Raw genomic sequence first — 12,292 nt, forward strand, 5'->3', positions numbered from 1 at the left:
AGCTTCTGCCTTTTCATCACCAACCGCCTCGGCTAAACCCCGCGCCATGAACCGGACCGGACTTGTAATCGCGTTGGGCCTATCGCTCGTCATCGGACTGCTGTTCGGGATTTTCCCCGAACTCGACCTGAAGCTGGCGGCATTGTTCTTCGATCCCGCAAGCACATCATTTCCACTGAAACAGAGCGGTCTTGCCGCGTTCGCGCGCGACGGCGCGATGTGGATTGCCTGGGCGCTGGCGCTGCCTGCGCTGATTGCCATCGTGGGAAAGCTGCTGCGGCCGGACCGGCCGATGCTGGTTCCGGGACGCGCGGCGGTGTTTCTGCTGGTCACGATCCTGCTCTCCGCCGTCGTGCTGACCAATCTCACCTTCAAGAGCTATTGGGGGCGGCCGCGGCCCGTGATGGTGACGGAGTTCAACGGGCCCTGGCAATTCGTGCCATGGTGGGATCCGCGCGGCGAGTGCGGGCGTAACTGCTCGTTCTTCTCCGGCGAGGGCGCCACCGCGTTCTGGGCCTATGCGCCCGCGGCGCTGACCCCGCCGCCGTGGCGGCCTCTGGCCTATGTGGCGGCGACCGTGTTCGGGGTCGTAACCTCTGTGCTGCGAATGGCCTTCGGCGGGCATTTCTTTACCGACGTCGCTGCCGCCGGCCTTGTCAGCTTCTTCGTGATCTGGCTGGCCTATGCCTGGATTTTCCGCTGGCCATCGACCCGGCTGACGGATGAGCAAATCGAGGCCGCGCTGGCGCGTTGGGGCTGGCCCGGCTACCGGCTGTTGCAGCGCTGGCGCGGGCGCGAGGCGGGGTAATCCGATCCGAGCCGCCAAGGGCTATTAAAAAGAGCCATTAAACGCGTGCCCACCAGCGCGAAATTTGTTATTCGCGCCCTCAAGCCGCTAGAGCTTAGCGGTTCTGATTGGATCAGAACCGAAGCTCTAGATTCTTGTTTTGACGCGTTTTCTTCACGCAAACCGGTATCCACTTCGCTTGAAAACGCTATAACGGCATCCGCCATTTCGACCGATTGGAAGCTCGATGAGTACGATTCTGAAAAGCCTGCCCAAAGGGGAAAAAGTCGGCATCGCTTTCTCGGGCGGTCTCGACACCAGCGCGGCGCTGCTCTGGATGAAGCAAAAGGGCGCGCGCGTCTTTGCCTATACCGCCAATCTCGGCCAGCCCGACGAGGCCGATTACGACGAGATTCCGCGCAAGGCGCTGGAGTTCGGCGGCGAAAAAGCCCGCCTGGTGGATTGCCGCACCCAACTGGTCCACGAAGGTATCGCCGCGATCCAGTCCGGCGCCTTCCACGTCTCGACCGGCGGCATCGCCTACTTCAACACCACGCCGCTCGGCCGCGCCGTGACCGGCACGATGCTGGTTGCGGCCATGAAGGAGGACGGCGTCAACATCTGGGGCGATGGCTCCACCTACAAGGGCAACGATATCGAGCGGTTCTACCGTTACGGCCTGCTGACCAATCCGAGCTTGCGGATCTACAAGCCCTGGCTCGACCAGCTGTTTATCGACGAACTGGGCGGCCGCGCGGAAATGTCTGAATTCATGACCGCCAACGGATTCGCCTACAAGATGAGCGCCGAAAAGGCCTACTCGACCGACAGCAATCTGCTCGGCGCGACCCACGAGGCCAAGGATCTCGAGCACCTCGACAGCGGCATCAAGATCGTCAATCCGATCATGGGCGTGCCGTTCTGGCGCGACGACTGTGCCGTCCGGGCCGAAAAGGTCGCCGTGCGTTTCGAAGAGGGCCAGCCGGTCGCGCTGAACGGCCAGACCTTCGCTGATCCCGTCGCGCTGTTCCTTGAGGCCAACGCCATCGGCGGCCGGCATGGCCTTGGCATGAGCGACCAGATCGAGAACCGCATCATCGAGGCCAAGAGCCGCGGCATCTACGAAGCCCCCGGCATGGCGCTGCTTCACATCGCCTATGAACGCCTGGTCACGGGCATCCACAACGAAGACACCATCGAGCAATACCGGATCAGCGGCATGCGCCTTGGCCGGCTGCTCTATCAGGGACGGTGGTTCGATTCCCAGGCCCTGATGCTGCGCGAAACCGCCCAGCGCTGGGTGGCGCGCGCCGTCACCGGCGAGGTGACGCTCGAGCTGCGCCGTGGCAACGACTACTCGATCCTCAACACCGAGAGCCCCAACCTGACCTATCAGCCGGAGCGGCTGAGCATGGAGAAGGTGGAGGATGCCGCGTTCACGCCGGCGGACCGCATCGGCCAACTGACCATGCGCAACCTCGACATTGCCGATACCCGCGCCAAGCTGGATCTCTACGGCAAGATAGGCTTGCTATCGAGCCCGGAAGGCTCCGACATCTTCAAGCTTGAGAGCGACAAGGGCGACTAGGGCTGAATCGGGCGGGAGTATCCTTAATTTTTCTGGATCATGCCGCGGGGCTTTGATTCCTCCCGGCCCGGCTGCCGACTCCCTGTGTTATGGAAGCGTCATTTTGCGCGGCTAGGCTCGCCGCGCCGCGCGCATGCGGCGTCTAATCTCGCCGTTCGCTGCGCCATCAACGATCGCGGGGCATCGATCATGATCAAGCCAATTGCCGCAACCGCCGCTGCCATCCTGTTGTCGGCGTCGCCGACAGTAGCTCAAACGATCTATCCGATCGACCGCGCCGAAATCCTCGCCGGTGCCCATTTCGATTTCAAGGTCGAGTTTCCCGATCGCGTCGACCCGGCAAAACTGAAAGTGACGGTCAACGGGGCGGAATATTCCGCCGCGTTCGGCCAGAGCGGAAGCTTCGTCGATCGCGAAGATGGCAAGGACCAGTCGGCGCTGATCCTGCGCAATGTCGCATTGCCGAAACCCGGCAGCGTCACGGTTGAGGTCAGCGACGGTACGCGCAGCCGCAGCGTCGTGTGGACGGTTTATGATACCGGTCCGCGCAAGGCGAAGAACGTGATCCTGTTCATCGGCGATGGATTGTCGCCCGCCCACCGTGTCGCCGCGCGCATCCTCTCCAAAGGGATTGCGGAGGGTAAGAGTCGCGGCAAGCTTGCCATCGACGACATGCCGCACATGGCGCTGGTGGCGACCGCGGGCTCGGATTCGATCATCACCGATTCAGCGAACGCCGCCAGCGCCTACGCCACCGGCCACAAGACCGCCGTCAACGCGATGGGCGTCTACGCCGATCGGACCGCAAGCGCGTTCGACGATCCCAGTGTCGAAACCATAACAAGCGTGGCGAAGCGGCGGCTTGGCCTGGCGATCGGCATCGTCACCAACACCGAAGTCGAGGACGCTACGCCAGCGGCGATGGTGGCGCATACCCGACGCCGTGCCGCTTATGACGAGATCGTCAAGCAATATTTCGCCGCCAAGCCGGATGTCCTGATGGGCGGCGGCAGCGCGAACTTCATGCCGAAGGCTGCGGCTGGTTCCAAACGCAAGGACGACATCGACTACATCGCCCGCTTTCGCGACGCCGGTTATCAGGTGGCGATGACGAAGTCCGAGATGGACGCGTCGGCGGCGAAATCGGACACGCGCCAATTGCTCGGGCTGTTTGCGACCGGCAATATGGATGGCGCACTGGACCGCAAGTTTCTCAAAGGCGGCGGGGTCAAGAAGTTTCCCGATCAGCCCGACCTGACCGAACAGGTGCAGGCGGCGCTGAACGTACTTTCAAGGAACGAGGCCGGCTTCTTCCTGATGGTGGAGTCCGGGATGATCGACAAATACGCGCATCTCCTCGACATGGAGCGCGCCGTCTACGACACGATCATGCTCGACAACGCGGTTCGCCAGACGCGCGACTGGGCGCGCGGGCGCGGCGACGACACGCTGATCCTGGTGCTGGCGGACCACAATCATCCGAACAGCCTGGTCGGAACCATCAATGACGACATGAGCACGACGCCCAACGTGCCGCTGCGCGAGCGCGTCGGCACTTACGACAAAGCCGGATTCCCCAACTATCCGGCTCCCGATGCCGAGGGCTATCCGTCACGCGTCGATGTCAGCCGGCGGCTCGCGATCTTCTCGGCGAGCCTTCCGGACCATTACGAAACCTTCCGTCCGAAGCTCGACAATCCCAACGAGCCAAGCGTCAAGGGTGATGCACCGGGTACCTTCAAGATCAACGAGAAGTACAAGGATGTCGCGGGGGCCGTGCTGCGCCTCGGCAATCTGCCGGCGATGATGGGCGCCAGCGTGCATTCGGGAGAGGACGTGATCCTGACGGCGACCGGCCCCGGCAGCGACCGGGTCCATGGCTCGATGGACAACACCGATGTATTCCGCATCATGGCGGACGCGCTCGGCCTCGCAGCCGCGGGCAAGTAGAGCAAGATGGCTCTGCTTCGGTCGCGTCAGGAAAGCGATGGCGGCGCAAACATCAGTTTGACGCAGCTTCGAAAGATCAGGATCTGCCGTTCTAGACGGCTCGGATCGTTCAGCGTCTTCGACATGATGATGGCGCCGTCGACGATGCAGGACAGCATGTCGGCGACGTCGTCCAGATCGACCGGTTCTCTCGGCGGATACACCGCGGCGATTCCGTCGAGAATCCCGCGGAAGCGCGCGTTCCAGTCCCGCACCGACCGCGCGGTCAGTTCGCGCACTTCGCGATCGAACAACCGTTCCTGATAGCAGATGCTGGCAATCAGGCAGCCGGGATGGCCGTTCGGCAGGTCGGACATCGTCTCCGCAAGCAGCTTCAGCGAGATGAGGAAGGCCTGCAGCGGGTCGTCCGAAAGCTGATGACCGCGCGCGAAGATTTCGTCGAACAGATGATCATTCGTCGCGACATAGCGGCGAAGCATCTCGCGGGCGAGCGCATTCTTATCCTTGAAGTGATAGAAGAAGCCGCTCTTGGTAAGCCCGGCCTCGGCGATCACTTCGTCGATCGAGGTCGCGCCAAATCCCTTGGCGAGTACGGCGGCCTCGGCAATCTCGAGAATTCGCTCGCGCGTTGCCTCGCCCTTTCCCATCCGCTTTTCTAAAACTGGACTCACGGTACGGTTTCTCCCATTGCCGACGGCGCGGCGGTTTTGCGCCTCAGCCGCAACCATTTGAATTCGTATCATTTTGCAGCTTCAGGTTCATCCGCACCGCGGGCCGCCTAGGAAGCCGCGACACTATGAGGCACCAACATCGCCCGACCCAGACCGGGGCGGGAAAGACCTACCGACAGCTTGAACGGTTACGGAGATGTTGAAATGGCCAAATACCGAGACGATCTTCCGCAGCGGCGCGGCGGCATTTTCCTCACCGATGGCGGCATGGAAACGACGCTGATCTTCCACCAGGGAATCGAACTGCCGCACTTCGCCGCCTTCGTGCTGCTCGACAGCGCCGAAGGCTGGCAGCAATTGAAGCAGTATTACGCGAGCTATCTCGCGGTGGCGCGCGAGCACGGCACAGGCTTCGTGCTCGACAGCCCGACGTGGCGCGCCAATCCGGATTGGGGCGTGAAGCTTGGCTACGATGCGGCAGCTCTCAAGGCGATCAATGTCCGTTCGATCGCATTGCTCGGGGAGTTGCGCGCGGGTTGGGAAAGGCCGGACGCGCCCTGTGTCATCAGCGGCGCGATCGGCCCACGCGGCGACGGCTACAAGGCAGGCAACATGGAGGCTGCGGAAGCCGAGGCCTATCATGGGGCGCAGATCGCGGCCTTCGTCGAGGGCGGCGCCGACATGGTCACGGCCTATACGCTCACCAGCATCAATGAAGCGATCGGCGTCGCACGCGCCGCGAAGGCGCTCGCGATACCGGCGGCGATCTCGTTCACTGTGGAGACCAATGGCCGTCTGGTGAAGGGCGAGACGCTGCGTGAGGCGATCGAGGCCGTGGACCGCGAGACCGATGGTGCGCCCGAATACTTCCTGATCAACTGTGCGCACCCGACGCATTTCGAAGATGCGTTGCAAATGGGTGAAGCCTGGACGGAACGGATCCATGGCGTCAGGGCCAACGCCTCGACCAAGAGCCATGCCGAGCTCGACGAATCCGAGACGCTCGATGCCGGTGACCCGATCGATCTCGGCCGGCGTTACGTGGCGCTTCGGAGCGCGTTTCCGAAGATGCGGATTCTCGGCGGCTGCTGCGGCACCGATCACCGGCACGCCGCGGCCATTTGCGAGGCCTGCGTCACGCCGCGGGCACTCAGCGCGTGAAACAAAAAAAGGCCGGGATTGCTCCCGGCCATTTTCATTTGGTGACGAGCCGCCTCAGCGCGGCGGCGCGGTGCCGGGCGGGGGCGGCGGCAGCGAGGCCTGCCCGCCATTGAGCAGCGGCGTGATGTTGCGGATGGTGACGCGCCGGTTGATCTCGCTCGGCCCGTCGATCTGCTCCTTCGGATACTGCTCGCCATAACCCTGCGAGGTCAGGTTCTCCGCCGGCACGTTGAACTGCTGCGTCAGCAGCGTTGCGGCGGATTCCGCGCGGCGGTCCGACAGCGACAGATTGTCGACGTCGGAGCCCACCTTGTCGGTGTGACCTTCGATTAGGAACACTGCGCGCGGGTTGGCCTGGATCGCCTGGTTCAGGCCGTCGGCGATCACCTGCAGCTTCGCCGCCTGGTCCGGCGGGATCTCCCACGAACCGGTCGCGAAGTTGATGGAGTTGACGTCGATGCTCGGCATCTGCATCCGCACATTTGGGCTGTAGCGGATTTCGTCGAGCGAGTAGCGCCGGTTGATCCGTTGCACCGGCGGCGCCCTCAGGGTTTCGTAGATCACTTCCGGGGGTGCTTCGTCCGCGGCGACGATGTAGCGGTCGTATGGCATGTTGACCACTGGCGGCGGCAGATCGACATAGAAGCCGCCGACTGCTTGCGGATCGCGGTAGCTGTTGTCGATGATGATGATCTCACGGCCACGGTCGTCCCGGCGGATGCGGCGCAGCAGCCGCCCGTCACTGCCGACCACGGTGATGATCTGGCTGCCATCCGGCCGGACTACGACGGTGCGGGTTTCGCCGCCGACGGTCTGGGTCTGGATGTCGCGCGCACCATAGCGGAAGCGATAGAGATCGTTGCCGCGGACGTATTGTTGTCCGCTCGGGTCACGGATGATGACGCGGTCCGGCTCATAGTAGACCGTGCGGCCGCCCTCGGTGACCTCCCGTCGCTGGCTGTGCATGTTGGCGATGGTCGCGCCGGCCACGGCGCCTGCGACGACGCCCGCGCCGATCGCGAGCGGCGTCAGGTTTTCACGCCGTGGCTGTGGCGGTGGCGGTAGTGGCGTTGTGACCGTGGGTGCGGCCCGGAACGCCGGTGCAACCGTCGGCGGAGCGAATTGCGCCCTGCCGGGCGGGGGCGCTGCGGCTGGCGTGCCGGGGACGACACTTGGCGCCGCGGCGCCGGCGGGAGCCGCGGGTGGAGTTCCCGCGGCGGGCGGCGCGGCTGGAGCCCCCGCAGCCGGCGGCGCTGTCGGCGCACCGGGTCGCGCCGGTGGCGCTCCGGCGGCCGGAGGCGTCGGAGTGGCTTGGCCCGCAGCTGGGGGCGCGCCGGGGCGGCCAGTCGGGGCGGTTGGCGCGGCCGTCGGGGCACCCGCGGCCGGAGGTGTTGCGGTCGGTGCGCCAGGCGGTGTCGCACCGGGACGCGGCGGCGCGGCTGTGCTTCCGCCGGGCGGAGGCGCGGTCGTCGGCGATGCCGCTGGCGCGGGTGCCGCCGGTGTGGCGGCAGGCGCGGGTGGCTGCCTGGTGCCGGCGGCCGGTGGCGGCACAGGCGAAGGCGTCGCCTTCTGGGATGAAGGCGGCGGCGGGGTCGGAGCCGGTGCCGGTGCGGCCGGTTGCTTCGGCGCCGCAGGCGCTGCTGCTGGCGGCGGAGGTGGCGTCGGCGTCGGGCGCGAAGGTGCGGCCGCCGGGGGCGGCGGAGGCGGAGTCGGGGCCTTCGGCGCGGCAGCCGGGGGCGGAGGCGGAGGCGTCGGCCGCGGAGGCGCAGCCGCTGGAGGCGGAGGAGGCGGTGTCGGGCGTGGGGGCGCGGCCGCCGGAGGCGGCGGGGGTGGCGTCGGGCGCGGTGGCGGAGCCGCAGCAGGCGGGGGCGGCGGCGCTGCTGGACGCGGAGGTGCTGCGGCCGGGGGCGGTGGAGGAGCCGGCGCCTTCGGCGCGGCAGCCGGCGGCGGAGCGCCCTTCGGCGGCGCCTTGGGTCTGCCGTCGGGGCCGACCTCTTCCTTGGCTTGCGCCACGACGAGCGGTGCGGTCTGCGCATGCGATGCGGAGGTCGCGAGCTGCGTCGCCGTCAAGGCAGTCGTGGCGAGCAGCAGGATGCGGAGGTTTGTCATGATGTCCTTGGTCCCCGGAATAGGCCTGACAGCAACGGAGCGGCCTTCATTGGCATGTCAGTTGGTCGATTGAACGGCTAATCATTAGGCCGGATTGTGGCGGCCTACAAATGGTCGGATGGTTTTTATTTCATAAGCACAATGGGTTGCATGCAGCATTATTCATTGCGCGTTCAGGCGAAGTATTCATCCGGCACCCGGATCGGTGGCAGGATTGGGTGTGTGGGGGCCATTCGGCCCGCGTATCGGTAACTCATCCGGCATCTTGCCCGGCAGCTCCTCCGGTTGTGGTGGTTGGCCGGGTTCGCGGAATGGTGGTGGCACCTCCGGGCGAGGATTACCCGGAGGGTTCTCCGGCGGCGGCTCGGTTGGTTGTCCCGGTGTCGCCGGCGGTATTTCCGGCGGTTCGATCGGCATCGCGTCTCCCGAAGTTTCAACTCCAGCAATGACAACGGCGAGGTCGGCACGAAGTTCCCGTGCCCCTCGCCAATGGAACCGGCCGGAACCGGCTATGTCGGCGTGTGGCAGACGGCCTCGATGTTGTGGCCGTCGGGGTCGAGCACGAAGGCGCCGTAATAGTTCGGGTGGTAGTGCGCGCGAATTCCCGGCGCGCCGTTGTCGCGCCCGCCGGCCGCCATCGCGGCCTTATAGAAGGCGTCCACCGTGGCGCGGTCCTTGGCCAGGATCGCGACGTGCAACGGCTTGTCCAACCCGCCTTCGCCACCGATCCAGAAATCGGGCTTTCCATTGGCGCCGAAGCCTGCCGCGGGATCGTGGCCGTGTCGTTCCTGGGTGACTTCCATCACGAGGGTGTAGTCGAGCGGCGCCAGGGCTTTCAGATAGAAGGTCTTGGAACGTTCGTAATCCGAAACCGGAAATCCGACGTGGTCGATCATCAAGCTCTCCTTCGGTTTGAGCAATGGCCGGGTAAGGGAAATTCAGCCTCGCGCCAGCAGGGTGTTGCTGCGGGTCTTGCCGGTGTCGATATAGCCTCGCGCGCGCATGTCGGCGATGCAGTCGTCCAGCCACTCGTCCTTCGACAGATGCTCGATCACGATCGCGCGGGGCCACAATGCCTGCGGTGCTTCGGCGAAGAAGCCGGTCAGCACGCGATCCTCAAAACCTTCGACATCGATCTTGAGCGCGTCGACATGCGAGACGCCGGCTTCTTCGAGGATGCGCTGCAGCCGCAGTGACGGTGCCTTGATCGCCTTGGCGGAGGCGTCGCTCGACACGATGTGGCTGGCGCCGAGATTGTCGCCGTCGGTTTCAATCAGCAATTCGCCATCGGCCGGGCCGGCGGCGGCCGCGACCAGTCGCACCTGGGTGAAGCCGGAGGCTGTGTTGTTGAAGGCGAGGCGCGCATGGGTGACCGGATGCGGCTCGATCGCGATCACCTTGCCGCCGGCGCCGACATGGCGCGCCAGCGCAAGCGCATAGGTGCCGACATTGGCGCCGACATCGACGAATACCCCGCCCACGGCAACATGCGCGCGCAAGAAATCCAGCTCCTCGATGTTGTAGGCGGGGTTGAACAGCGCGCCGCGCTCGGTGGCGCTGGCCTGATGGTAGAAGCGGAACGAGGCGCCTTGATATGGCACGTCGACGGGACCCGCGCGCAGCAGATTCACCAGCCGCGACAGCCAGGGCCGGAACGCGCCGCGCTTCAGCCGGGTGCGGTGGGCAAGCCGAATGATCGCGGCCTGTGCGGCATTCGGGGCGAATGCGCCGAACGGCGCAGGAGACGGATCGTTGTCGGGCGTCAAGCAAAAGTCCTCGGGTAGAAGCGTCGCATGCATAGCCGGTTTTGCGGTAGTGAAATAGGCCAATCGTAGTCATGCTCGACCGGCCTGTCGTGCCACGAATGGGGTGTGTCCAGCACGCCGCGGCCCATCCACGTCATTGCGAGCGAAGCGAAGCAATCCATAGCGCGGCAAGTGGAGAGGTGGATTGCTTCGCTGTGCTCGCAATGACGGCTGGATGGATCGTGCGCATTCCTCTACCACGCCGCCTTCTTGGCAGCTTTCCGATGGCGCAGGAAGCGGCCGAGCAGGCGTCGCCTGTCCTTGCGCGGGATCAGGTTGACGTCGCTGACGAGCTTGGCGCCGCCCTTGCGTCGCTCCAGCACGATCTTGCGGCTGTGAAACGCCTCCAGCTCGGCGCGGTGGGCGACGCTGACGATGGTGGCCTTCGGCAGCTCCTTGATGACGATCTCCATCATCTTCTCCTGGCTCTTCTCGTCGAGCGCGGAAGTGGCCTCGTCCAGCACCACGATATCGGGGTTGTGCAGCAACAACCGTGCGAACGCCAGCCGCTGCTTTTCGCCGCCCGACAGCGTCTGGTCCCACGGTCCTTCTTCCTCGATCTTGTCCTTGAGGTGATCGAGGCCGACCTTGTGCAGCGCGTCGCAGATCTGCTCAGTGAGCCAGTCGTCGGCCGCGCCGGGATAGGTGATCGCGCGCCGCAGCGTGCCGGACGGAATGTAGGACTTCTGTGGCAGCATGAAGAGCCGGCGATCGGGATGGAAGTTGACGCTGCCGCCGCCCCATGGCCACAGCCCCGCCAGCGCGCGAACCAACGTGCTCTTGCCGGTGCCGGATTCACCCGCCACCAACAGGCGCTCGCCGGGTTCGATCGCCACTTCGGTTTCATCGACCACCGCTGTGCCGTCGTCGAGCGTTACCGACAGATCGTTGAGGCTGAGCATGGTTTCGCCCTTGGTTTCACCGCGTTGGATGCGCCCGATGCCGTCGCCCTGCTCGGCGCGTTCGAGGCCGTCGAGCGACATCATCAGCGAGGCGATGCGGCGGGCGCAGGCGTTCCAGTCGGCAAGTCGCGGATAATTGTCGACCAGCCAGCCGAACGCGGTCTGCACGATGGTGAAGGCGGAAGCCGCCTGCATCACCTGTCCGAGGCTCATGCTGCCGTCGAGGAATTTCGGCGCGCACAGCAATAGCGGCACCACGGGTGCAATGAGATGCGATCCTTGCGATACCAGCGTGGTGCGCATGTGCTGGCCGGCGAGCCGCGCCCATTGCCGCAGAGCTTTTGTAAAGGTCTTGTCGATGCCGTCGCGCTCTTCCTCCTCACCGCCGAGCAGCGCGATGCTTTCGCCGTTCTCGCGCACGCGCGTCAGCGCATAGCGATATTCGGCCTCGGCCTGGTTCTTGTCCTCGGACACCTGCACGAAGCTTCGTCCGATCGCCGTGATCGAGCCGGAGGCGATCGCCGCGTAAACGATCGCAGCGACCACGAGGAAGCCGGGGATGGTGACGGTCGAGCCGCCCAATGTCAGCGTCAGCGCACCGCCGATGGTCCAGAGCACGACAATGAAGGTCGCGGCCGAGAGGAACGCCGATGTGACGCCCGCGACGAAATCCACCGGTGAGTCGGTCGCAATCCTCAAATCCTCAGCGATGCGGTATTCCGGATTCTGGTGATCGCCGCCGACCAGATTGAGCTGATAGTAGCGGCCGCTGGCCAGCCAGCGCGAGATCACCGCATTCGTCAGCCAGGCGCGCCAGCGGCGCTGGATGCCCATGCGGGCGAACACCTGCGTCACGCCGAGCAGAACGCTGCCGATCGCCAGCGGAAAAAACACGGCGGTGAGGTAATAGACGGTCGCGGCATCGCGCTTCTCGATCGCATCGAAGATCGCGCGATTCCAGACATTGATGCCGTATTGAAAGCCGACATTGGCGACGATCAGGAGCAATAGCCCGATCGAAAACAGCCACGCCAGCCGGTCGCCGTTCCTGCCCCAGTAGCCGCGCGCACTGATCCAGAACCGCGTCAGCAGATAATCCTTGCGCGCTTGCTCGGCCTCTTGCGGCGATAATTCCGGATCGGTCTCTACGACCTCCGGCGGCGGCGGTTCGACCTGATCGCCACCTTCGGCAACGACTTCAGCAAATTCCGATTTTGTTTCTGATTCAGCGGACTTCTTCGCGTCGGATTTATTGACGCGCGGTTTGAGCTTTGCATCTCCCTTGGCCATGCCCCGATAACGCTAGGGGAAATCAGATG

General features: G+C 64.8%; 10 protein-coding genes. 4 read left to right on the forward strand and 6 right to left on the reverse strand.

Going from position 1 to position 12,292, the window contains the following annotated elements:
* Positions 1 to 46: 46 nt before the first annotated feature.
* The 3 genes from V1286_RS35250 to V1286_RS35260 all read left to right on the forward strand — a co-directional run bounded on the left by V1286_RS35250 (position 47) and on the right by V1286_RS35260 (position 4,325).
* A complete protein-coding gene (locus tag V1286_RS35250; RefSeq protein WP_334487961.1) occupies positions 47 to 808 on the forward strand; it encodes a phosphatase PAP2 family protein in 762 nt (253 codons plus the stop codon).
* 226 nt (positions 809 to 1,034) lie between these two features.
* Positions 1,035 to 2,375 (forward strand): argininosuccinate synthase, encoded by a 1,341-nt coding sequence (argG, locus tag V1286_RS35255; RefSeq protein ID WP_334487963.1) that lies wholly within the window; start codon positions 1,035 to 1,037, stop codon positions 2,373 to 2,375.
* Positions 2,376 to 2,564: 189 nt separating this feature from the next.
* Positions 2,565 to 4,325: an alkaline phosphatase gene (locus V1286_RS35260; protein ID WP_334487965.1), complete on the forward strand. Its 1,761-nt coding sequence runs from the start codon at positions 2,565 to 2,567 to the stop codon at positions 4,323 to 4,325.
* A gap of 26 nt (positions 4,326 to 4,351) precedes the next feature.
* Here the strand turns inward: V1286_RS35260 and V1286_RS35265 are convergent, their stop codons facing one another.
* Entirely contained in the window at positions 4,352 to 4,972 is a 621-nt protein-coding gene (locus tag V1286_RS35265; protein ID WP_334490127.1) for a TetR/AcrR family transcriptional regulator, read from the reverse strand.
* A 228-nt stretch (positions 4,973 to 5,200) separates the two neighbouring features.
* On the opposite strand from V1286_RS35265, the gene V1286_RS35270 reads away from it, so the two are divergent.
* Positions 5,201 to 6,157 (forward strand): homocysteine S-methyltransferase family protein, encoded by a 957-nt coding sequence (locus V1286_RS35270; protein WP_334487968.1) that lies wholly within the window; start codon positions 5,201 to 5,203, stop codon positions 6,155 to 6,157.
* Positions 6,158 to 6,211: 54 nt separating this feature from the next.
* Here the strand turns inward: V1286_RS35270 and V1286_RS35275 are convergent, their stop codons facing one another.
* From V1286_RS35275 to V1286_RS35295, 5 genes are all read right to left on the reverse strand, one after another.
* Entirely contained in the window at positions 6,212 to 8,266 is a 2,055-nt protein-coding gene (locus V1286_RS35275; protein WP_334487970.1) for an OmpA family protein, read from the reverse strand.
* 186 nt (positions 8,267 to 8,452) lie between these two features.
* Entirely contained in the window at positions 8,453 to 8,683 is a 231-nt protein-coding gene (locus V1286_RS35280) for a hypothetical protein (protein ID WP_334487972.1), read from the reverse strand.
* 92 nt (positions 8,684 to 8,775) lie between these two features.
* Positions 8,776 to 9,162, reverse strand: coding sequence for a VOC family protein (locus tag V1286_RS35285; protein WP_334487974.1), 387 nt, complete (start codon positions 9,160 to 9,162; stop codon positions 8,776 to 8,778).
* Positions 9,163 to 9,204: 42 nt separating this feature from the next.
* The gene (locus V1286_RS35290) at positions 9,205 to 10,032 is read right to left on the reverse strand and encodes an FkbM family methyltransferase (protein WP_334487976.1); all 828 of its coding nucleotides are present in this window, start codon (positions 10,030 to 10,032) and stop codon (positions 9,205 to 9,207) included.
* Between the two features lie 233 nt (positions 10,033 to 10,265).
* Positions 10,266 to 12,263 (reverse strand): ABC transporter ATP-binding protein/permease, encoded by a 1,998-nt coding sequence (locus V1286_RS35295; protein ID WP_334487979.1) that lies wholly within the window; start codon positions 12,261 to 12,263, stop codon positions 10,266 to 10,268.
* Positions 12,264 to 12,292 lie beyond the last annotated feature (29 nt).

This window comes from Bradyrhizobium algeriense, from assembly GCF_036924595.1.
Classification (GTDB): Bacteria; Pseudomonadota; Alphaproteobacteria; order Rhizobiales; family Xanthobacteraceae; genus Bradyrhizobium; species Bradyrhizobium algeriense.

Bases quoted from the DNA above. Each gene is read 5' to 3' on its own strand.
- V1286_RS35250 (WP_334487961.1), top strand. From the start codon at position 47: ATGAACCGGACCGGACTTGTAATCGCGTTGGGCCTATCGCTCGTCATC.
- argG (WP_334487963.1), top strand. From the start codon at position 1,035: ATGAGTACGATTCTGAAAAGCCTGCCCAAAGGGGAAAAAGTCGGCATC.
- V1286_RS35260 (WP_334487965.1), top strand. From the start codon at position 2,565: ATGATCAAGCCAATTGCCGCAACCGCCGCTGCCATCCTGTTGTCGGCG.
- V1286_RS35265 (WP_334490127.1), bottom strand. From the start codon at position 4,972: ATGGGAAAGGGCGAGGCAACGCGCGAGCGAATTCTCGAGATTGCCGAG.
- V1286_RS35270 (WP_334487968.1), top strand. From the start codon at position 5,201: ATGGCCAAATACCGAGACGATCTTCCGCAGCGGCGCGGCGGCATTTTC.
- V1286_RS35275 (WP_334487970.1), bottom strand. From the start codon at position 8,266: ATGACAAACCTCCGCATCCTGCTGCTCGCCACGACTGCCTTGACGGCG.
- V1286_RS35280 (WP_334487972.1), bottom strand. From the start codon at position 8,683: ATGCCGATCGAACCGCCGGAAATACCGCCGGCGACACCGGGACAACCA.
- V1286_RS35285 (WP_334487974.1), bottom strand. From the start codon at position 9,162: ATGATCGACCACGTCGGATTTCCGGTTTCGGATTACGAACGTTCCAAG.
- V1286_RS35295 (WP_334487979.1), bottom strand. From the start codon at position 12,263: ATGGCCAAGGGAGATGCAAAGCTCAAACCGCGCGTCAATAAATCCGAC.